General features: G+C 58.3%; 16 protein-coding genes and 1 tRNA gene. 12 read left to right on the forward strand and 5 right to left on the reverse strand.

What is annotated here, in order from left to right:
* Positions 1-586: 586 nt before the first annotated feature.
* A tRNA-Asn gene (locus tag Q3H59_RS07410) sits at positions 587-662 on the reverse strand.
* 507 nt (positions 663-1,169) lie between these two features.
* On the opposite strand from Q3H59_RS07410, the gene Q3H59_RS07415 reads away from it, so the two are divergent.
* From Q3H59_RS07415 to Q3H59_RS07425, 3 genes are read left to right on the forward strand one after another with little or no spacing between them, the layout of a single operon-like run.
* Positions 1,170-2,093 (forward strand): sugar ABC transporter substrate-binding protein, encoded by a 924-nt coding sequence (locus Q3H59_RS07415; RefSeq protein WP_110866691.1) that lies wholly within the window; start codon positions 1,170-1,172, stop codon positions 2,091-2,093.
* Positions 2,094-2,126: 33 nt separating this feature from the next.
* Positions 2,127-3,611, forward strand: coding sequence for a sugar ABC transporter ATP-binding protein (locus tag Q3H59_RS07420; protein WP_101763420.1), 1,485 nt, complete (start codon positions 2,127-2,129; stop codon positions 3,609-3,611).
* Between the two features lie 14 nt (positions 3,612-3,625).
* Entirely contained in the window at positions 3,626-4,657 is a 1,032-nt protein-coding gene (locus Q3H59_RS07425) for an ABC transporter permease (RefSeq protein ID WP_101763421.1), read from the forward strand.
* A gap of 219 nt (positions 4,658-4,876) precedes the next feature.
* Here the strand turns inward: Q3H59_RS07425 and Q3H59_RS07430 are convergent, their stop codons facing one another.
* Positions 4,877-5,053: a hypothetical protein gene (locus tag Q3H59_RS07430; RefSeq protein ID WP_210082089.1), complete on the reverse strand. Its 177-nt coding sequence runs from the start codon at positions 5,051-5,053 to the stop codon at positions 4,877-4,879.
* 173 nt (positions 5,054-5,226) lie between these two features.
* On the opposite strand from Q3H59_RS07430, the gene nac reads away from it, so the two are divergent.
* The 3 genes from nac to Q3H59_RS07445 all read left to right on the forward strand — a co-directional run bounded on the left by nac (position 5,227) and on the right by Q3H59_RS07445 (position 8,331).
* Positions 5,227-6,144: a nitrogen assimilation transcriptional regulator NAC gene (gene nac, locus Q3H59_RS07435; protein ID WP_101763422.1), complete on the forward strand. Its 918-nt coding sequence runs from the start codon at positions 5,227-5,229 to the stop codon at positions 6,142-6,144.
* Positions 6,145-6,411: 267 nt separating this feature from the next.
* Entirely contained in the window at positions 6,412-7,371 is a 960-nt protein-coding gene (cbl, locus tag Q3H59_RS07440) for an HTH-type transcriptional regulator Cbl (protein WP_101762578.1), read from the forward strand.
* A 114-nt stretch (positions 7,372-7,485) separates the two neighbouring features.
* Entirely contained in the window at positions 7,486-8,331 is an 846-nt protein-coding gene (locus Q3H59_RS07445; protein ID WP_309834089.1) for a GNAT family N-acetyltransferase, read from the forward strand.
* Positions 8,332-8,528: 197 nt separating this feature from the next.
* Here Q3H59_RS07445 and Q3H59_RS07450 read toward each other — a convergent pair whose 3' ends face one another.
* From Q3H59_RS07450 to Q3H59_RS07460, 3 genes are all read right to left on the reverse strand, one after another.
* Positions 8,529-13,481 (reverse strand): Ig-like domain-containing protein, encoded by a 4,953-nt coding sequence (locus Q3H59_RS07450; RefSeq protein WP_309834091.1) that lies wholly within the window; start codon positions 13,479-13,481, stop codon positions 8,529-8,531.
* Between the two features lie 342 nt (positions 13,482-13,823).
* On the reverse strand, positions 13,824-15,251 hold the full coding sequence (locus tag Q3H59_RS07455) for an Ig-like domain-containing protein (protein WP_309834093.1): 1,428 nt from the start codon (positions 15,249-15,251) through the stop codon (positions 13,824-13,826).
* Between the two features lie 173 nt (positions 15,252-15,424).
* Entirely contained in the window at positions 15,425-17,608 is a 2,184-nt protein-coding gene (locus tag Q3H59_RS07460) for an EAL domain-containing protein (RefSeq protein ID WP_309834095.1), read from the reverse strand.
* Positions 17,609-17,919: 311 nt separating this feature from the next.
* On the opposite strand from Q3H59_RS07460, the gene phnF reads away from it, so the two are divergent.
* Genes phnF through phnK form a run of 6 tightly spaced genes read left to right on the forward strand, consistent with a single transcriptional unit; the run spans position 17,920 to position 22,322 of the window.
* The gene (phnF, locus tag Q3H59_RS07465; RefSeq protein WP_192233472.1) at positions 17,920-18,636 is read left to right on the forward strand and encodes a phosphonate metabolism transcriptional regulator PhnF; all 717 of its coding nucleotides are present in this window, start codon (positions 17,920-17,922) and stop codon (positions 18,634-18,636) included.
* Positions 18,633-19,079: a phosphonate C-P lyase system protein PhnG gene (gene phnG, locus Q3H59_RS07470; RefSeq protein ID WP_101762822.1), complete on the forward strand. Its 447-nt coding sequence runs from the start codon at positions 18,633-18,635 to the stop codon at positions 19,077-19,079. Before phnF ends, phnG begins: the two co-directional genes overlap by 4 nt.
* Positions 19,079-19,654 (forward strand): phosphonate C-P lyase system protein PhnH, encoded by a 576-nt coding sequence (gene phnH / locus Q3H59_RS07475; RefSeq protein WP_309834098.1) that lies wholly within the window; start codon positions 19,079-19,081, stop codon positions 19,652-19,654. Before phnG ends, phnH begins: the two co-directional genes overlap by 1 nt.
* The gene (locus Q3H59_RS07480; protein ID WP_309834099.1) at positions 19,654-20,730 is read left to right on the forward strand and encodes a carbon-phosphorus lyase complex subunit PhnI; all 1,077 of its coding nucleotides are present in this window, start codon (positions 19,654-19,656) and stop codon (positions 20,728-20,730) included. The genes phnH and Q3H59_RS07480 overlap by 1 nt, the downstream gene beginning before the upstream one ends.
* Positions 20,723-21,571, forward strand: a complete 849-nt coding sequence (locus Q3H59_RS07485; RefSeq protein WP_154157365.1) for an alpha-D-ribose 1-methylphosphonate 5-phosphate C-P-lyase PhnJ — start codon at positions 20,723-20,725, stop codon at positions 21,569-21,571. The genes Q3H59_RS07480 and Q3H59_RS07485 overlap by 8 nt, the downstream gene beginning before the upstream one ends.
* Entirely contained in the window at positions 21,561-22,322 is a 762-nt protein-coding gene (gene phnK / locus Q3H59_RS07490) for a phosphonate C-P lyase system protein PhnK (protein WP_101762819.1), read from the forward strand. The genes Q3H59_RS07485 and phnK overlap by 11 nt, the downstream gene beginning before the upstream one ends.
* Positions 22,323-22,333: the final 11 nt, after the last annotated feature.

The raw sequence follows: 22,333 nt of genomic DNA on the forward strand, positions 1-22,333 counted from the left end.
GAAAGAACCGCCTGTTATCAGGACGCTTGATCCGTTTACCGGTGCAGACCTCTGCAAACACCGGGTCGCAGAACATCGCGACGAAGGCCCGAGTTTTAACACGATACGTCCTTTACTGCGCCAGCCTGCTAGTCTGAATTTGCACCGTGCCGGAATTCTCCTGGCTAACCTGTACCCTCAGCGCCTTTTACCTTACGGACTGCGGCCTGCATTGCCGCAAGGCTTTCCTGCTGCGTGGTCGTAAAACTGCACCAACAATAAATTTTCAGACACTGCACCAGTCCAGTGCGCCACTTTAACCGCGCAGAGCGGGAAGTGACGCACGCAGCCTTTTCGACCTGCACCAGAAAACTCAACTGCGCCAGCTCACGGCTGGATCCTGACACCGCCTTTTCAGGCCATTTAACCAAAAAGGAGAACATGAACCGATACCAGAGGGGAATCAGGACGATCCGGGGGATGACCCGCTAAGGCGGGCCGCTGCTCAGAGAGCACAACCGAAGCCCCACCACACCTCAACAGCGACCGCCCCGGCGCATAAAAAGCAAAAAGCCCGCTTAGTTTCCTAAGCGGGCTTCTCTAAATTTGGCTCCTCTGACTGGACTCGAACCAGTGACATACGGATTAACAGTCCGCCGTTCTACCGACTGAACTACAGAGGAATCGTGTGAACGAGGCGCATATTAGCGATGCCGATCCCCGTTGTCAAAGCCCGACTGCACACTTTTGGTTTAAGTGCGCGTAAAAGCAGCGGAATGCTGCTTTTCTGCCTTGAATGATCAGATTCTAAACTGCCAGCAAGATCTCACTTTAAACGCAATTCCTTTGAGATGTTAGATGCATGTCAAAGTTTTGTTATTTGCCGATTTTAAAACAATCATTTCAGTGCTTTTATGATGAAAGTTTCAAATGCAAGTTAGATGAAATAAATGAACTGCTAATCATCACCGGCGAAATGAGTTGCTTCATCTGAAACGGCATTTCGAAAATAACTGGCTGATTAGTAGCGGGTTACACAGAAAAGATGCAGTAAACCGATAGCGTTAGACCAGAAGCCTTACCTCTACAACCACAAAAAAAACGCCAGCGACGTTGGGTGAATGTAAAAGATATTTTTCATTCGCGGTCTCAGCCAACCTGAGCATGTTAACGAATAAGAAGGGTTACCTATGAAATTCAAAAAAGCGTTATTAACTTCCCTGTTAGTTTGCATGTTACCTGCCGCCGTGATGGCAAAAGACCTTCAGGTAGGCGTTTCTATGGCGCTGTTCGACGACAACTTCCTCACTATTCTGCGCAACGCAATGCAGAAAGAGATGCAAAAAGACAACATCAAAGGCCAGGTTGAAGACGCCAAAGGCGACGTGGCACAGCAGCTGCAGCAGGTGCAGAACTTCATTGGTCAGGGCGTTGACGCCATCATTGTTAACCCAGTGGATACCAACGCGGTGAAACCGCTGGTGGATGCCGCAGCGAAAGCCGGCGTGCCGCTGGTGTTCGTCAACCGTAAACCGGCAGGCGAGTTGAAAGACAAAATGGCGTTTGTCGGTTCGGATTCTGAACTGGCGGGCCGTCTGCAGATGGAAGCGCTGGCTAAAAAGATGAATGGCAAAGGCAACGTGGCGATTCTGCTGGGTGACCTGGCTAACGAATCTACCCGTGAACGCACCAAAGGTGTGGAAGCGGTGGTCGCCAAATATCCGGGCATTAAAGTTGTGCAGAAACAGACCGCCAAATTCACCCGTAATGATGCGGTGGACGTGGTGAGTAACTGGCTGACCGCGGGCGATGACATTCAGGCGATTGCCTCTAACAACGATGAAATGGCAATCGGTGCGCTGCAGGCGCTGGGTAAAAACCCGAATCACATCCTGGTAGCGGGTGTGGATGGGACACCGGACGCACTGCAGATGATTAAGAACGACAAAATGGTCGCCACGGTCTTCCAGGATGCGAAAGGTCAGGGCGAAGGCGCGGTACAAACGGCGGTCAAGCTGATTAACGGCGAGAAAGTGCAGAAAGTCGTCGATATCCCGTTCCAGCTGATTACCAAAGATAACTACGAAAAATTCGCCAGTCAGAATCAGAAATAAACCGTAACCGACTTAGCCGTACGGAGGTGATGTATGACCGCTTTTGCGCTTGAAGCCGAAGGCATCAGCAAGTTCTTCCCCGGAGTGAAGGCACTCGACAATGTCTCACTGCGTATTAAACCGGGGTCGGTACATGCCCTGATGGGTGAAAATGGCGCGGGCAAATCCACTTTAATGAAATGCCTTATCGGGATGTATCGTCCCGATAAGGGCACCATTCGCATTAAAGGGGAGCCGGTGCAGTTTCAGGACACCATGGATGCGCTGCGTTCCGGCATCTCCATGATTCACCAGGAACTCAATCTGGTGCCTTACATGACCGTGGCCGAGAACATCTGGCTCGGCCGCGAACCGATGAAGTACGGCTTTGTTGACCACGGCAAGCTGAACAAACAGACGCAGGAACTGCTGAACAAACTCAATATCCGTTTGAAAGCCGATCGTCTGGTCGGCGAGTTGAGTATTGCGTCGCAGCAGATGGTGGAAATCGCGAAAGCGGTGTCATGGAATTCGGACATCGTGATTATGGATGAACCGACCTCCGCACTGACGGAAACCGAAGTGGCGCACCTGTTCACGATCATCCGCGACCTGCGTGAGCAGGGCAAAGCCATCATCTATATCAGCCATAAGATGGATGAGATTTTCACCATTACCGATGAGATCAGTATTTTCCGTGACGGATCGTGGGTCGGCAGCAACAGCACCAGCGAATACACGCGTCAGTCACTGATTACGCAAATGGTGGGCCGTGAATTAACCCAGCTGTTCCCGAAATTCAACGGTGAAATCGGTGGGGATGTGCTGACGGTGCGCAATCTCACCTGCAAAGATCGCTTCACCGACATCAACTTCACGGTGCGCAAGGGCGAAATCCTCGGCGTAGCGGGATTGGTGGGTGCCGGACGCAGCGAAGTGATGGAAAGCCTGTTCGGCATGGAGAGTTTCGACAGCGGTGAAATCCTGATTGATGGCGTGCCGGTCAAGATCGATTCGCCGTCAACGGCGATAGAGAAGGGCATGGCGTTCCTGACCGAAGACCGTAAAAAGTCGGGGCTGTTCCTGGTGTTGTCGGTGATGGAGAACATGAGCATCGTCAACATGCCCGATTACACCCATAAAAGCGGTTTTGTCAGCCACATCAAAATGGCGCAGGACTGCATGGATCAAATTCGCAAGCTGAACATTAAAACCCCCACCATGGATCAGATCATCAATAACCTCAGCGGCGGTAACCAGCAGAAGGTGCTGATTGCCCGCTGGCTGCTGGCGCAACCGAAGATCCTGATTCTTGACGAACCCACGCGCGGTATCGACGTGGGGGCAAAAGCAGAGATTTATCGCTTAATCAGTGAACTGGCGAATCGCGGCGTGGCCATCATCATGGTGTCGTCCGAACTGCCAGAAATTCTCGGCATGAGCGACCGCGTGATGGTTATGCACGGCGGACGTATAACCGGCATCCTCGATAAAGAAGAGGCCAATCAGGAATCCATTTTGTCGTTGGCATCCGAGTGAGGCGTGAGACACCTATGAGTAACGTAAAAATTACGGCCCCGCAGGCCGCAGAACAGAGTTCTTTCTTTGGCAATTTGCGTCACAAGTTGCCAAAAGACACCGGGATTTTTGTCGTGATGGTGGGCATTGCCCTGATTTTTGAAATTGCCGGTTGGTACGTACGTGACCAATCTTTCCTGATGAACACCAACCGCTTAGTGCTGATTATTCTGCAGGTGGCGATCATCGGCATCATCGCGGTGGGCGTGACCCAGGTCATCATCACCACCGGTATTGACCTGTCATCCGGTTCGGTTATTGCCTTAACCGCGGTGGTGGCGGCCAGTCTGGCGCAAACCTCAGACAGCCTGTCGCCGATGTATCCCTCGCTGGTGAACCTGCCTGCGGTGATTCCCATCGTCGCCGGGATTGGCGTAGGGCTGCTGTGCGGTGTAATGAATGGCGTGCTGATCACCAAAACCGGTATTCCGCCGTTTATCGCCACGCTCGGCATGATGGTGTCGGCACGCGGTCTGGCGCAGTACTACACGCAGGGTAACCCGATTAGCTTCCTGTCAGATGGCTTCACCTCCATCGGCCAGGGCGCGATGCCAGTCATTATCTTCCTGGTGGTGGCGTTCCTGTTCCACATCGCACTAAAACACACTCGCTACGGCAAATATGTCTACGCGATTGGCGGCAACATGACCTCCGCCAAAGTGTCCGGTATCAACGTTAATAAGTACCTGATCATCGTCTACACCATCGCCGGTGCGCTCTCTGGCCTGGCGGGTGTGGTGCTGGCGGCGCGCGTCAGTAGTGGCCAGTCCAGTATGGGGATGGCGTACGAACTGGATGCCATCGCCGCTGCGGTTATCGGCGGCAGCAGCCTGATGGGCGGCGTGGGCCGCATTACCGGTACGCTGATTGGTGCGGTGATTCTTGGCCTGATCAAGAGCGGCTTCACCTTTGTCGGTGTCGATGCCTACGTGCAGGACATCATCAAAGGCATCATCATCGTCGCAGCGGTTTCAATAGATATGCATCGCAACCGTAAAAAACGCTAATACGCTTCATACTTCACGCTGTAGCGGCGTTAGCTGCGAAAATTCCCCCCGGTCACATAGTTAACTATGCTCCCGGGGCTGAATTTTCTTGCCGCCTTGCTACAGCGCGAATTATTTTGCGTAGTGACATTGTGCACGGTCGGTTACCTCTTTCGCGCGCGGGAGAGGGTTAGGGTGAGGGACAACGCGCACCGCCGCCCACATAAGTTTTCCAGCTGGCTAAACCCATTCTTTCCCGCTCGTTTTGTTCCATTCCCGCCGTTTCTGTTCACTTTCTGTGTTTTCTGCACCAAACCAGCTCATCCGGTCATCACTTTTTTGCACGCCTGACTCGCATTTTCTGCCCCACGGCGGTGCATGCTGTTTAAAGCTCACGCGAATCACGTCATCGCCCACGCTTATTAACTCCTTCGAGGTAATCACAAACGCTTATTTTCCGTGCCGTTAGGAAAAATCTGGCAACGCAATTTTGCATCGCGAACAAACCTGGCCTGCATATTGCAACCTCATTCCCACAAGCCAGCAGGCTGAAACACCCAACTGGGTATTCGGGGATTGACGGAGGCAACATGAATTTAAGACGACTCAAGTATTTTGTAAAAATCGTCGATATCGGCAGCCTGACTCAGGCAGCAGAAGTGCTGCACATCGCGCAGCCTGCGCTTAGCCAGCAGGTGGCGACGCTGGAAAATGAACTCGATCAGCAATTGCTGATCCGCACCAAGCGCGGCGTAACGCCCACTGAAGCTGGAAAAATTCTGTATGCCCACGCTCGCACCATTCTGCGCCAGTGTGAACAGGCGCAAACGGCGGTGATTAACGCCGGCCAGGCACTGAACGGCCAGGTTTCGATTGGTTTAGCGCCGGGCACCGCTGCATCTTCGCTCACCATGCCGCTGCTGCACACGGTGCGTGAGCAGTTCCCGGATGTGCTGGTGTATCTGCATGAAAACAGCGGCACCTCGCTCAATGAAAAAGTGATGAACGGCCAGCTGGATATGGCAGTGCTGTACGACCGTGCGCCAACGGCGGGCATCAACAGCATTCCTTTAATGAAAGAAGAGCTCTATCTGGTGGGCGCAACAGCGTGCCCGGGTGCCACGGTCGATCTGGCCGATGTGGCGCAGATGAGCCTGTTCCTGCCACGCGATTACAGCGCGGTGCGTAAACGTGTCGATGAAGCGTTCTCGCTGCGCCGTCTGAGCGCGCGCATCATTGGCGAAATCGAATCCATTTCGACGCTGACGGCGGCGGTGTCCAGCGGTATGGGCGTGACGGTGCTGCCAGAATCTGCGGCGCGGGCGCTGGTGAGTTCAACCCATGCGTGGATGGCGCGCATTAACAGTCCGTCACTCAATCTGCCGCTGTCGCTGAACATCTCGGCGCGTCTGCCGCTGTCGCCATCGGCGCAGGCCGTGAAGAATATTTTGCTGTCGCTGCTGAATAAGCCAGCGGTAGAGGACCGTGAATTGATGCTGGTGGGATGAGTTAAGCGCACTTTTTCCCTCACCCTAACCCTCTCCCATCAATGGGAGAGGGGACCGATCCAGCCTATATTAGCCAAATAAATCACCTCACCAACCAACCGCTCGATCAGCTCCCTCGCCCGCTTGCGGGAGAGGGCGGGGGTGAGGGCGTCCTTCAAACTACCCCTTATTACTATTCCGCATAACACACCGTTTTTTATTATTTGTTGCGATGACACCAACTTCATAACATGGACGAAACAGGGGCAGGAATCAGGAGAAAAGGGTGTGAATTTCCAGCAACTTAAAATTATACGTGAAGCGGCCCGTTGCGAGTTCAACCTCACCGAAGTGGCGAATACGCTGTTTACCTCCCAATCCGGAGTCAGCCGCCATATTCGCGATCTGGAAGATGAACTGGGCGTGGAAATCTTTATTCGTCGTGGTAAGCGACTGTTAGGCATGACCGAACCGGGCAAGGCGCTGTTGACCATTGCTGAGCGCATCCTTGATGAAGCGGGCAAAGTGCGCCGCTTAGCGGATGTGTTTACCAATGAAACCAGCGGCGTGCTGACCATCGCCACTACGCACACCCAAGCGCGTTACAGCCTGCCGCGCGTGATCAAAGCGTTTCGCCAGCTCTACCCCAACGTGCGCCTTGAGCTGAATCAGGGATCGCCGCAGGAGATTGTCGCCATGCTGCTGGCCGGTGAAGCCGATATCGGTATCGCCTCCGAGCAGCTAGTGAACAACAGCAGTCTTGCGGCGTTCCCGTGGTTCAGCTGGCATCACTCGCTACTGGTGCCGCACGATCATGAACTGTTACAGCAGCAGCCCATTACGCTCGCCAGCCTGAGCCGCTATCCGTTAATCACCTATCGTCAGGGCATTACCGGCCGTTCGCGGGTGGATCGGGCATTCCAGGCCGCCGGTCTGCGCCCGGATATCGTGCTCAGCGCGCAGGATTCTGACGTGGTGAAAACCTACGTGGAACTCGGTCTTGGCGTGGGGATTCTCGCCGATCAGGCGTGCGATATTTACGAAGGCGAAGATCTGGTAAAAATTGACACCCATCATCTGTTCGATGCCAATACCGTGTGGCTCGGCCTGAAGCGCGGCCAGCTGCAACGCAATTACGTTTGGCAGTTCCTCGAACTCTGTAATGCCAACCTGTCGCTGGAGGAGATCAAGCGTCAGGCGCTATCCTACGAAACCGAAAACGAACCGGCCATCGACTTCCAGATCTAAGCCAGCACGGTGCGGCGCAACCCAGCCGCACCGCCACGCAACCGCGTTCCCGCTTTCATCCCCGCCCTGAAATGTGCTAAAGACAAGGGCATTTCCCGCACATCAGGAGCAAACATGATCAGGCTACGCGCTATGACGCCACGCGACATCGATTCCGGCGTTGCCCTCACGCAGCAACTGCAATGGCCGCATCGCCGCGAAGACTGGCAGCAGGCGCTGACGTTCGGCGCAGGCACGGTGGCTGAACATCAGGGCGACTATGCCGGCAGCGCGCTGGGGTTTCGCTGGGGCGAGCAGGCAGCCACCATCGGACTCGTCATCGTCAGCCCACGCTGGCAAGGGCAGGGCATCGGTAAACAGTTGATGCTGGCGCTGCTGGAACAATTCCCTGATTACCGGCTGCGGCTGCACGCCACCGAGAGCGGCAAACCGCTGTATCAAAAACTCGGTTTTGCGGTAACGGGCCAGATCCTGCAGCATCAAACGCGCGCGCTGGCGGCGGTGCCAGCGTTGACGGTGCCAGCCGGTTTCACGCTGCGTCACGCGTTGCCCGCAGAGGCACAACCGTTGACCGCCTTCGATCACCAGGCACACGGCCTGTGGCGCCCCGCGTTAATCACCCACCTGATTGCCGCTGCACAAACCCGGATATTGCTGGATGCGCAGCAGCGCGTGCAGGGCTTCGCCAGCCTGCGGCGGTTTGGTCACGGCTGGTCGATTGGCCCGGTGATTGCGCTGAATCTGGCGAGCGCGCAAACCTTGATTGCCGCCCTGATGCAGACGCTGCGCGGCGAGTTTGTGCGTATCGATACCGACGCCGCGTTAACGCTGGCGGCATGGTTGAAAACCCTGGGTCTGGAGCAGGTGGATGCGCCCACCATCATGGTGCGCGGCACGCCATGGGCGCCACAGCCCGGCGCGATGCAGGCTTATGGGTTGATGACGCAGGCGATGGGATGATGCCGAGTGGCAAGGGGTGCGATGCCGCCACGGTAACGTGCGAAATTTGTGTGACGTGACCGCCGCGCAACGTAGCGGCGCGATTTATCGCGCAATGCCAGCCGTTGCGCAATGCCCGAAGTTTCTGAGTGGGTAAACAACAAAAAAAGCCACCGAATTTCGGTGGCTTTCCAGACAGATAATAGAGGATCTAACCGTTAAATCAGCTCGGTTTTCACCCCCTGCTGCACCAGCAGTTCCGCGTCATCGCCGTGGCTGTAAACCTCATACTCCACGCCCGCGACCGTCACCGTGCCCTGCTGATGCTGCCATTCGCTGATATCGCTGCCTGCCGGCAGAATATCTTTCAGCTGCACCACATCGCCGGCATCGCCATTCACCATCAGCTGGGTTTTGCCGTCTTCGATAAACAGATCTTTTTCGCCGTAATGCAGCAGCGCATCCAGATCGATCTTCAGCGTATTATCCCCGCTGCCGCGAATATCAAAAATCTCCACCGATTGAATCTCTGCCTGATGCTGAGGTAAATCGAGCAGCTGATCTTTACCGGTTAATTGCAGGGTATCGACCTGGGTTTCACTGCCGGTGATGGGGTGATCGGTTAATTCGTCGACGCCGTCGAGGAAGTGGACGATATTTTCGGGTTCATCTTGAGCGTCATATAATCCTTTGTCAGGAAAATGAGTCACAACCAAGTTATCCATATACAGGTATGCTAAAGACTCGGGGCAAGTAATTGTAAGGTGCTGAAAATTCTTGTAATAGATGCCGACATCTTTATTGTCTACGTAATCTTTCGTGTCCAAAGTGAAGGCCTCACCTGCTTTAAGCACTATTTGTATGCTCCAACGATAACCAGAATTCAAAACTAAAGTCATATCTTTACTGCTACTGTTCCAAAGATCCATTTGAACCCTACCCACTAAGCTAGTACTCACTGTACGATAGACATCAATATATTGACCTCTGGTGAATTTAAATGAATGACCGCCGAAATTATCTGGAGCGTTGTCAGGGGTCAAAACTACATCCGGTGTGTCATGAAATGCTGTGCTTATTTTTTTATTAAAGAAATAAATATGCATATCCCAATTGAATCTTCCCAATTCCAGGTCGTCTAGATCTGCTTTTTCTGCTCCATCAGGAATTTCTTTGATTATATTTAATTCAAAAACCTTGCCCCAACTGCCAGTTTCAGTGTTTTTGACCTGGAAATCCCATTCCCCCTTCGCCAGCGCCGTATCCGGCGTCCAGCTCCACTTTCCATCCGCATCCGCCTGCACGCTGTAAGTTGTCTCACCCGACGCATGCTGCGCACGGATCATCACCACGCTGTCCGCCGGCGCGGTGCCGCGCAGGGTTGGCGTGCTGTCATCGGTGCTGGCGCCGCTGGCGAGGCTGCCGGTTTGTGGACCAAAATCATCAAACGCATCGGTAATGGTCGGCCCCGGGTTGTTGTACTCCAGCACAAACTTGCCGCTCCAGTCACTCTGAGCGCCATCGAGTCTGGCCAACGCCCGGAACTCCCAGGTGGTGTTATGGCTCAGCGCCGGCGAGGTCCACTCCCAGCTGCCGTCGGCTTTCACCACGGTGCTGCCGGCGTTTTCCCAGGCGCCGTCCCACGTGCCGCTCTGGAAGTAAATTACGCTGCCGGCCACGCCGCGCCCGCGCAGGGTCGGCGTGCTGTCGTCGGTGGTGTCACCGCTCTTCAGGCTGCCGGTTACCGCGCCGACGTCGTCCCAGGCGCCGTCGATGCTCGGCTTCAGGTCCAGCGCCGGATCGATGGTCAGCGTGAAGCTGCTCCAGCCGCTCTGGCCGGCCTTCTGTACTTCAAAGGTCCAGCTGCCTTTCGCCAGCGCGGACGGGGTCCACGTCCACTTGCCTGCGCTGTCCACGTTCACCGTGGTGGAGGCGTAGCTGCCGCCGTCCAGCTTATAGCGCAGCGTAATGCTGCCGTTGGCCGGGCCGCTGCCGCGCAGGGTCGGCGTGGCGTCGTCGGTGCCGCTGCCGCTGCTCAGGCTGCCGGTGTTGGGGCCCGCGTCATCCCAGGCGCCGTCGATGGTCGGGTAGCGGTCGGCGCTGGAGTCAATGTTCAGCTCATAGCTGCTCCACTCGTGCTGCCCCTCTTTTTTCACCTCAAAGGTCCAGTTGCCGTCGGTAAGCTCCGGCGCGGTCCACGTCCAGTTGCCGCTGGCGTCCACTTTGATGGTGCCTTCAACCAGGGTGGCCAGGCGGAAGTAGCGCAGCAGTATGGTGCTGTTCGCCGGGCCGGTGCCGCGCAGGGTTGGCGTACTGTCGTCGGTGGTGCCGCCGTTGCTGATGAGGCCGGTGGTGGGGCCGACGTCATCCCAGGCGCTGTCGATGGTCGGTTTACGGTCCACGGTCGGGTCAACGGTCAGCGTGAAGCTGCTCCAGCCGCTCTGGCCGGGCTTCTGCACCTCAAAGGTCCATTTGCCGCTGGCCAGCGCGGACGGCGTCCAGGTCCAGTTGCCGGCCGCATCCACGTTTACGGTGGTGGAGGCGTAGCCGCCGCTGCCGAGCTTATAGCGCAGCGAAATCACGCTGTTCGCCGGGCCGCTGCCGTTCAGGGTTGGGGTGGCGTCGTCGGTGATGCCGCCGTTAGCGATAATGCCCTTAACGGTTCCAAAATCATCGTAGGCGCCGTTAATGGTCGCGTTGCGGTCCAGCGTGGGATCGACGGTGAGCGTAAAGCTGCTCCAGTCGCTCTGGCCGGCCTTCTGTACCTCGAAGGTCCAGCTGCCTTTCGCCAGCGCGGACGGGGTCCACGTCCAGTGCCCGCTGCTGTCCACGTTCACCGTGATGGAGGTGTAGCCGCCGTTGCCGAGCTTATAGCGCAGCGTAATCACGCTGTTCGCCGGGCCGCTGCCGCGCAGGGTTGGGGTGGTGTCGTCGGTGCTGCTGCCGCTGCTCAGGCTGCCGGTCACCGCGCCGAAATCGTCCCAGGCGCTGTCGATGGTCGGATAGCGATCCAGGTCCGGGTCGATGGTCAGCGTGAAGCTGTTCCAGCCGCTCTGGCCGGCGTTCTGCACCTCAAAGGTCCAGCTGCCTTTCGCCAGCGCGGACGGCGTCCACGTCCAGTGGCCGGTGCTGTCCACGTTCACGGTGGTGGAGGCGTAGCTGCCGCCGTCCGTTTTGTAGCGCAGCGTGATGGTGCTGTTCGCCGGGCCGTTGCCGCGCAGGGTTGGCGTGCTGTCGTCGGTGCTGCTGCCGCTGCTCAGGCTGCCGGTCACCGGGCCGGCGTTGTCCAGCGCGTCGGTGATGGCCGGCGCCTCCGCGGCGGTGTATTTAAGGATGAACTTGCCGGTCCAGGTGCTGTCGACGCCGCCGTGGCTGGCTTTGGCGCGGAACTCCCAGGTGCCGTTTCTGCTCAGCGCCGGCGAGGTCCACTCCCAGCTGCCGTCGGCTTTTACCACGGTGCTGCCCGCGTCGTACCAGGCACCGCCGGACGTGCCGCTCTGAAAGTAAATCACGCTGCCGGCCACGCCCTTGCCGCGCAGGGTCGGCGTGCTGTCGTCGGTGGCGTCACCGCTGTTCAGGCTGCCGGTCACCGCACCAACATCGTCCCAGGCGCTGTCAATGGTCGGCTTCAGGTCCAGCGCCGGATCAACGGTGAGCTGGAAGCTGCTCCAGCCGCTCTGGCCGGCCTTCTGCACCTCGAAGGTCCAGCTGCCTTTCGCCAGCGCGGACGGCGTCCACGTCCACTTGCCTGCACTGTCCACGTTCACCGTGGTAGAGGCGTACTCGCCCGAACCCAGCTTATAGCGCAGCGTGATGCTGCCGTTCGCCGGGCCGCTGCCGCGCAGGGTCGGCGTGGTGTCGTCGGTGCTGCTGCCGCTGCTCAGGCTGCCGGTCACCGGGCCGAAGTCGTCCAGCGCGCCGTCGATGGTGGCGTTGCGGTCGGCGTCCGGGTTGATGGTCAGCGTGAAGCTGTCGTTCCAGCCGGACTGGCCCTGCGACTTCACGTCAAACGTCCACTGACCGGTGGCCAGGCTGACGCCCGGCGTCCAGTTCCAGTGGCCGGTGCTGTCGGCGTTAACCGTGACGGAAGCGGCCGCGCCGCCCGCCAGCGTGTAGCGGATCACCACCTGGCTGTTGGCCTCCGCGCGGCCCTGGAAGGTCGGCGTGGCGTCATCGGTCATCGCGCCGTTTGCCAGCGGGCCGGTGACGGGGCCGAAGTCGTCCGTCACGGACTCAATGCGGGTGCGCTGGGCGATGCCGGCGGTGCCGGCGATTTCCAGCTCGAACAGCACCGAGGCGACCTCGCCGGTGCTGGCCTGGAACTCATAGCGGCCGTCGGGCAGGTTGCTGCCCGGCGTCCAGCTCCAGCTGTCGCCGCTGACGGTGGCGGTGGCGCTGCCGGCCCAGGTCGGGCTGCCGGCAAGGCGGTAATAGACGATAACGGTGCTGCCGGCGGAGACCTCGCCGCGCAGGGTCGGGGTGGCGTCGTCGGTGAGCGCGCCGTGACCGAGCGAGCCGGTGAAGCTGCCCGCGTCGTCAAGCGCGTCGGTGATGGTGACTTTGACGTCCTCGCCGGCAATCACGATGTCAAACGCCTCGGAAGGCGCGCCGGCGCGCAGCTTGCCGCCGAAGGTCTCTTCGGCCATCAGGCGCAGGCTGTTAACGCCGTCGTTAAGGTCCTGAGACGGCTCCATCACCCACTTGCCGGTGACCTTGTCCGCCACCGCGCTGCCGATTTTTTCATTTTTGTCGTTGAGCAGGTAAACGGTGCTGCCTTTCTGCGCGATGCCGGTCAGCGTCGGGCGTTTGTCGTCGGTGGCTTTGCCGGCGTCGAAACTGCCGGTCACGGCGCCCTGGTCGTCGTAGAGGTTAATCAGGTCGGGCGCGGATGGCGGGGTGGTGTCGACAATCACGGTGCCGAGCGTTGGCGTGCTGCGGTTGCCGGCGGCGTCAAAGTGGCGGATGGAGAAGCTGTACTCGCCGTCGGCGTAGGGCGTCGGCGCCTCCCAGCGATAAAAGCCCTTGTCGTCCACCGGGACGCGGAAGGTGTCGGTGCCAATCACCAGCTCGATAAAGCCGCCGGGCTCGAGCGCGGTTTTGTTACCGAACACCAGTCTGCCGTCGGCGCTTTCGCGATAGAACACCGGGCTGCGGGCTAATAAGTCATTCATAGGTATCGTCCATAATTGTGTTGTCAAAGGTGGTGCGGCGCGGTCAACGCGACATCGCACGGCGGCGGGAATGGTAGAGCAGCGCGTAACGGGCCCGTATCAAGAACCGTCTGCAAAGGAGGAAAATTCCTGGAGCGGCGCAGTGCCGGGCGGGGCGGGGTGCGGCCGTCAGCATGCGCGATGAATCGCGCCGCAACGGAAGGTACGGTGATTTGCTACGGCGCTTAACTGATCGGCATTAAACCCTACTCACGCGCACTTCATTTAACGCCGCCCAAAAACAAAAAAGCCATGCTGCAAAGGCGGCATGGCTTGGTTAATACGGCTCTCACTTAATGCCGATTAAACGGCATGTTGCACCAGTAATTCTGTCTCATCTGTGTAGTGGTAAACATCATATTGAACACCCGCCACGGTGAGGGTGCCTTGCTGCTGTTGCCAGCCGTCAATATCGTTGCCGGATAAAATATCCTCCAGCTTCACCACGTTACTGGCGTCGTTGTCCAGCATGTACTGCGTTTTACCGTTATCAATCAAAATGTCACTATCAACAACCGATAACAGGTCGCCAAAACTCAGTGACGTAAACCCGTTGCTGAACGCGTCATCACTGCTTGCCGTATCAGCCGAGGTATCAATGGTGATCGCGAAGCTCTGGCTCCAGCTCGGTGCGTCCTCCACCTGCACCTGGAATGTCCAGTAGCCGTCTTTCAGATTCTGCCAGGGCGTCCAGCTCCAGTTGCCCTCGTTGTCGGTGAAGGTGCTGTTGGTGCGCACTTTGCCGCCATCGGTATACAGAATATCGATCAGCGTATTCGCCGGACCGGTGCCGTGCAGGGTTGGCAGCGCGTCGTCGGTGATGCTGCCGTTGAAGCGGTCGCCCTGATCGCTGCCGACGTTATCGGTGATATGGGTGATCTCGGCATCGCGCAGCGCGATACGGCCTTCCGGCGTATCAATGGTGATCGCGAAGCTCTGGCTCCAGCTCGGTGCGCCTTCAACCTGCACCTGGAACGTCCAGTAGCCGTCATTCAGATTCTGCCAGGGCGTCCAGCTCCAGTTGCCCTCATCGTCGGTGAAGGTACTGTTGGTGCGCACCCTGCCGCCATCGCTATACAGGATATCGATCAGCGTGTTAGCCGGGCCGGTGCCGTGCAGGGTTGGCGTCGAGTCATCGGTGATGCTGCCGCTGAAACGCTCGCCTTGCTCGCTGCCCACGTTATCGTAGATGTGGGTAATCAGCGCTTCCGGTGCCGCCGGAGTGTCGATGATCAACGTGAATGCATTGCTCCACGTCTCCTGGCCGTCGGCCTGGACGGTAAACGTCCAGGTGCCGTCGGCCAAATCGGCGCGTGGCGTCCAGCTCCAGTTACCGTCAGCGTCGGTTGTGATGCCGTTGTAGCGGGTTACGCTGCCGTTGGTGAACATAATGTCCATGTAAGTGTTCGCCGGGCCGGTGCCGCGCAGAGTCGGGGCGGCATCGTCGGTGCGGTTGCCGCTGGCGCGCATGCCTTGCTCTTGTCCAACGTCATCCCAGGCATAGCGAATAACCGGGGTGACCGCTTTTACGCCGTAAGCGTAGGACGAAGGCTGGTGCGCGTAGCTTACCGGTGTGTCACTGACGAGGCTTTCAGGGAAACTGCTCAGGGATTTGGTGGCGGTTTGCTCAATCACATAAGTTGAATTATCGAGCGCGATATAGGCGGTTGAGCCGTTTTCACGCGACGCGCGGTCGGTGTCGAGGGTGTAATCCGGATAGCGTGGTTTCATCTGTGGTTCCTTAACAGAGTAAAAGAAGGGATCGACGCCTGCTTAGCAGGCGCACAGACGAGAGAGTGGGTTAAACGCGTTAATCAGGGTACGAGAATGGTCCCGATGCGCACGCAGCTTTTCAATGCGTTAGCGAGAAAAGCGCGGCAGTCGGCGGCCGCCGCGCGGGGGCGTTAAGGGCGGGAAGCGGACGGCAACATGGTTAAAATGTCATCCAGCGGCACCGCGTGGCTAAACAAATAGCCTTGCAGCTGATTGCAGCCTGCATCGGCCAGCGCGTTTTTCTGGCCTTCGGTTTCCACGCCTTCGGCAGTCACCGTTAAGCCCATCGCGTGACCCAACCGCACCACCGATTCCACAATCGCGGTAGAGTTCTGCGCCACGCCCAGCGACTGAGTAAACGAACGGTCAATCTTGATTTTGTCCACCGGGAAGCTGCTGAGGTAATTAAGGCTTGAATAGCCGGTACCGAAATCATCCAGCGCAATCCGGAAGCCGGCTTCGCGCAGCGCAATGATGCTGTTGCGCGCCTCGTGTTCATCTTCGATCAGCACGCCTTCGGTGATCTCCAGCTCCATGCGCTGCGGATCGGCACCTTCTTCCTGCACGATATGGATGATGCGCTCAACAAAATTCACCGCGCGGAACTGCACCGGCGAGACGTTCACCGCCACCACAATATCCGGCAGCTTGAGCGACGTTTTACAGGCTTCGCGCAGCACCCATTCGCCGAGCGGGATGATCATGCCGGTCTCTTCGGCGATGGCGATGAAATCACCCGGTGAAACGTCGCCGCGCATGGCGTGATGCCAGCGCAACAGCGCTTCCAGACCCACCACCTGCTGGCCGCTAATATCCATTAGCGGCTGATACCATACCGCTAACCCGTCAAACTTCACCAGCGCCTGACGCAAATCCGCCGCCATCTGCTGACGGGTGCGCAGCGATTCATCCATCACTTTTTCGAACTGGCGATACTGGCCGCGTCCGTGGTTTTTGGCATCATAAAGCGCGATATCCGCTTTGCGCATCAGCTCCAGCCGATCAGTGCCGTCTTTTGGCGCCAGCGCCAGACCGATGCTGACGCCCACCCACAGCTCGCTGCCCACCAGCTGATACGGCTCGCTCAGGCGGCTGATGATGCGTTTCGCCAGCGATTGCACCTGACCAATATTCTCCACCTCCGGCATCACGATGATGAACTCATCGCCGCCAATGCGGCCCACGGTGTCGCTGGTGCGCACAATCTCATTGAGGCGGCGCGCCACCTCAATGATCAACTCATCGCCGGCGTGATGGCCGTGGGTATCATTGATATTTTTGAAGCGATCAAGATCCAGCAGCAGCAGCGCCACGCGCTGATCGTGGCGTCCGGCCAGCGCCAGCGCCTGGGTTAAGCGATCTTCCACCAGAGAACGATTGGGCAAACCGGTTAACACATCATGAAAGGCCAGATGTTGCGCCTGCGCTTCACTGGCACCGAGTTTCAGCAGCGACTGCGACAGCTTGAGTGACGAGGTCCAGATGCGGCGCACCATCACCAAACACAGCACGGTAATCAGGATCACCGACAGCAAGGTAGACGGGCCGAGGGTGCGTAACATCTGCGCGCCGGGCTTATCGGGATTCCAGCTGAGGTAACCGACCGGTTCGCCCTGTTGTGAATTCAGCAGATAGCGCGCTTTGGTTTTCCCCGCTGGCTCGCTGTCGCTGAAATGCAACTGACGCAGCTGGCTGCGATCGGCGAGGTTGCGCAGATAGCCATCATCGAGAAACTTAATGCTCACCAGACGATAGCGCCCGGCCTGTTTGGTACTGCTGATATCGCCCACCGCCAGCGCGGCGGCGCGTTGACCGATGCGCACGAAATCGGCGTGATCGGTGGGGCCCGCTACCACATCGCTGTTTTGCACCAGCGGACTGTTCAGCATGTCCTGCAGATAAGGGCCGATGCGCTTGTCCGGCACCGGCTGGCCATTGCGCCACACGTTAATCAGCTGGTTGTCGCGGTCCAGCAGCACCACCAACTGGTGATCAAACATGTCATAGAGCCAGCCGCCGACATTTTGCGTCAGCCAGCGTTGGTCGGGATGCGACGACGCCAGCTGATCGGCCAGCGGTGACCAGCGCGTCAGGCTGCGCAGCTGGCGCAGATGTTCCGTCAGGCTCTGGGTAAACGAAGCCTGTATCATGCGCTGTTGCTGATCGCGCGCTTCGTTATTGCTTAACGCTGTGCCCCAGAACAGACCCACGCCCGCGCCGACGAAGGTCAGAAGCAAAATTGCCAGCAGCGGCAAAATAACTTCACGCACAAAGTTGCGGCGAAAACCATCCGATAGTTTTATTGCGTTAATCATTTTAAAAGTTGGCCTGACAAGAAGGGTTCATCCTTTAACCTAGCAGAACATCCGCAGGCTGTATTCTGTAGGGGAGATGAAAGCGTGATGTAAATTAGCGTTAATTTTTTGAATGCTGTCACAAACAGAACAGTTAAAAATAATTTATTAAAAACGCCGTCCGTTTCGCGGTGATTCTGCTGCCCTAAAACAAATTCATCCGCCCGTCATTGAGCCGTCACGGCGCTGTCATCTGACATGCGCAATGTAATCGCCATCCCGCAGCAAGACCGCTGCGTTCCTCAACCAATGCGAATGAGGTATTGAGCGTGATGGAGATATCCAGACATCCGACCACTGTTTATCAGGCCGTTGCCGCCCAGCTTGAGCAGGCGCTGCAGGAGCGCTATCGCTGCGGCGATTATCTGCCTTCTGAACAGCAGCTGGCCGATCACTACGCAGTGAATCGTCACACCTTGCGGCGCGCGGTGGATGAGCTGGTCAATAAAGGCCTGCTGCAACGGCGTCACGGCGTGGGCATTTTGGTACTGATGCGGCCGTACGATTATCCGCTGCATGCGCAGGCGCGCTTCAGCCAGAACCTGATGGAGCAGGGCAGCCATCCCACCAGCGAGCGTCTGCTGGCGGTGCTGCGTCCGGCGAGCAGTGATGTGGCGAGCGCGCTGGGCGTCAACGAAGGTGACAACGTTATCCACTTGCGCACGCTGCGCCGCGTCAATGGCGTGGCGGTGTGCGTCATTAACCACTTCCTGGCGCAACTCAGCTGGTGGCCGGCGCTGCAACAGTTCCACAGCGGTTCACTGCACGACTTTATGCAGCAGCAGCTTGGCCTGAGCCTGACGCGCAGCCAAACCCGCATCAGCACGCGTCGTGCACAAGCCAAAGAGTGCAAGCAGCTGGAGATTGCGCTGCAGTCGCCGCTGCTGTGTGTGCGCACCCTGAATAAACACAGCGACGGTCAGGTAGCGGAATACTCCGTCAGCCTGACGCGTGGCGACATGATTGAACTGACTCTGGAGCACGAATGACACAGCAAACCGCCCGCCAGCATTGGCTCTCGGTGCTGGCGCACAGTGAAGCCCGCCAGCTTGAGGCGCACTGGCAGCCGTTACGTATCAATACTGATTTTGAACGCATCCGTCCGGCAGAAACCGGCTTAACCCGCCTGCAGGCGCGCATGGGCGGCAGCGGCAAGCGCTTTGTGATGGGCGATGCCACGGTGACGCGTGCGGTGGTGAAGCTGCACGACGGTACGCTCGGCTTTAGCTACGTGCTGGGGCGCGACAAAGCGCACGCCGAACGCTGCGCGCTAATTGATGCGCTGCTGCAACAGCCGGAAACCCAGGCGCTGTTGCAGGAAAAATTGATTGCCCCGCTGGCGGCTCTGCGTGAAGAGCAGCGACAGCTGCGTGCGCGTGAGATCGCCAGCTCCAAAGTGGATTTCTTTACGCTGGTTCGCGGAGATAACTGATGACTTTACTGGCAAGTTTTACCCATCCGGTGGCCGATGCCCAACGTGCGTTCCGCCGCATCCTCAAAGCGATGAGCGAGCCGGGTGTGATGGTATCGCTGCCGCTGCAACAGGGCTGGGGCGATCTCTCGCCGGCGGCCACGGCGGTGCTGCTGACGCTGGTCGATCAGGAGAGTGCGCTGTGGCTGGATGGCCGCATCGATAGTGACGTGGTACGCAGCAACCTGCGTTTCCACACCGGCGTGCCGATTGTCGATGAGCGCGATGCCCCTTTTGCGCTGACGCACGCGGCGGCCAATCCGGATCCGGCGCTGTTTGCTTCTGGCGACAACATGTCCCCGGAAAAAAGCACCACGCTGATTGTGGAAGTGCCGTCACTGAGCGGTGGCTTAACGCTGCGTCTTTCCGGTCCCGGCTTACGTGAGCCGCGCGCCGTTGCGCCGCAGCTGCCGGAGGCGATTCTGCACTATCTGCGTGAGCGCCCACATCCGTTCCCACAAGGTGTGGATCTGATTTTCACCTGCGGTGAAGCGATGATGGCGCTGCCACGCACCACCGACGTGGAGGTGTGCTGATGTACGTTGCGGTCAAAGGGGGCGAAAAGGCGATAGCCAGCGCCCATCAGCTGCAGGCCGATCTGCGTCGTGGCGATCGCGAGGTCGCCGAATTGGGCTGCGATCAGGTGGCGCAACAGTTGGGTTTAGCGGTCGATCGCGTGATGACCGAAGGCGGCATCTACGATCCGCAGCTGGCGGCTTTAGCAATTAAACAGGCGAGCGGCGATCTGGTGGAAGCGATTTTCCTGCTACGCGCCTATCGCACCACGCTGCCACGTCTCGCCGATAGCCTGGCGCTGGCAACCGATGAGATGCGCCTCGAACGCCGTATCTCAGCAGTTTACAAGGATTTGCCGGGCGGCCAGGTGCTCGGCCCAACCTACGATTACAGCCATCGTCTGCTCGATTTCACCCTGCTGGCGAATGGCGAAACGCCTGCCGCGCCGCGTGACGATCAGGCGCTGCCACAACGCTGTCCGCACGTGTTCAGCATGATGACGGCGGAAGGATTGGCGGCACGCGAAGAGGATGACGGCAGCGAGCCGTGCGACATCACCCGCGAACCGCCAGGCTATCCGGCTACGCGCGCCGCACGGCTGCAACAGCTGGTGCGCGGCGACGAAGGTTTTCTGCTGGCGCTCGGCTACTCGACGCAGCGCGGCTACGGCCGCAACCATCCGTTCGCCGGTGAAATTCGTACCGGTTATCTCAGCGTGTCAATCTGCCCGGAAGAGTTGGGCTTTGAGATTGAGATTGGCGAAATCCTGCTGACCGAATGCGAGATGGTGAACGGCTTCACCACCGAAACTGACAGCGCGCCGCACTTTACGCGCGGTTACGGTTTGGTGTTTGGCCGTTCCGAGCGCAAAGCGATGGCGATGGCGCTGGTGGATCGCGCGCTGCAGGCGCCGGAGTACCACGAACGCATTGCCGGCCCGGCGCAGGACGAAGAGTTTGTGCTGTCGCATGCCGACAACGTCGAAGCGGCGGGCTTTGTCTCGCATCTGAAACTGCCGCACTACGTCGATTTCCAGGCGGAGCTTGAGCTGCTGAAACAACTGCGCCAACCGCATCAGGAGCAGAACCATGAGTGAGTTAACCGGCTACAACAACGGTTATCTGGATGAGCAGACCAAACGCACCATCCGCCGCGCCATTCTGAAGGCGGTGGCGATTCCCGGTTATCAGGTGCCGTTCGCCGGACGCGAAATGCCGATGCCCTACGGTTGGGGCACCGGCGGCATTCAGATCACCGCCAGTATTATTGGCGATGCCGATGTGCTGAAGGTGATCGATCAGGGCGCGGATGACACCACCAACGCGGTATCCATTCGTCGCTTCTTCCAGCGCGTCAGCGGCGCGGCCACCACTGAACGTACTATCGACGCCACGCTGATCCAGACGCGTCATCGCATTCCGGAAACGCCGCTGGAAGAAGATCAAATCCTGATTTTCCAGGTGCCGATCCCTGAGCCGCTGCGCTTTATCGAGCCGCGCGAGACCGAAACCCGCACCATGCACGCGCTGGAGGAGTACGGCATCATGCAGGTGAAACTGTATGAAGATATCGCCCGCTACGGCCATATCGCCACCACCTATGCCTATCCGGTGAAGGTCAACGATCGCTACGTGATGGATCCGTCGCCGATCCCCAAATTCGACAACCCCAAAATGCACATGATGCCGGCGCTGCAGCTGTTTGGTGCCGGACGTGAGAAACGCATCTATGCGCTGCCGCCGTACACCAAAGTGGAAAGCCTCGACTTCGACGATCACCCGTTCAGCGTGCAGCAGTGGGAAGAACCCTGCGCGCTGTGCGGTTCGCGCCACAGCTACCTCGACGAGGTGGTGATGGATGACGCCGGTACGCGCATGTTTGTCTGCTCCGATACCGATTTTTGCCACCAGCAGCAGGAACAACAGCATGCACAGTGAACAGCCGCTGCTTGCGGTCAACCATCTCACCCACCTTTACGCGCCCGGCAAAGGGTTTGAAGAGGTGAGTTTTGAACTCTATCCTGGCGAAGTGTTAGGCATTGTTGGGGAATCCGGATCGGGCAAAACCACCTTGCTGCGCAGCCTGTCAGCACGCTTAGCGCCGCAGCAGGGCAACATTCTTTATCGCGCGCAGGATCTCTATCAGCTGAGCGAGAGCGATCGCCGCCGCTTGCTGCGCACCGAATGGGGCGTGGTGCATCAGCATCCGCTGGATGGTTTGCGTCCGCAAGTCACGGCGGGCGGCAACATCGGCGAGCGGCTGATGGCGGTAGGCCAGCGGCATTACGGTGATATTCGTCAAGAGGCGATGCGCTGGCTGCAGGATGTGGAGATCCCCGCCAATCGCATCGACGATCTGCCCACCACCTTTTCGGGCGGCATGCAGCAGCGTTTACAGATTGCGCGCAACCTGGTGACGCAGCCGACGCTGGTGTTTATGGATGAGCCCACCGGCGGGCTGGATGTGTCGGTGCAGGCGCGCCTGCTGGATCTGCTGCGCACGCTGGTACGTGAGCTGAATCTGGCGGTGGTAATTGTAACGCACGATCTCGGCGTGGCGCGTTTGCTGGCGCATCGCCTGCTGGTGATGAAGCAGGGGCGCGTGGTGGAGAGCGGATTGACCGACCGGGTGCTGGACGATCCGCATCATCCGTATACGCAGCTGCTGGTTTCATCGGTGCTTAACTAATGGCGGACATC

The organism is Pantoea sp. SORGH_AS_0659 (genome assembly GCF_031453915.1).
GTDB lineage: Bacteria > Pseudomonadota > Gammaproteobacteria > Enterobacterales > Enterobacteriaceae > Pantoea > Pantoea leporis.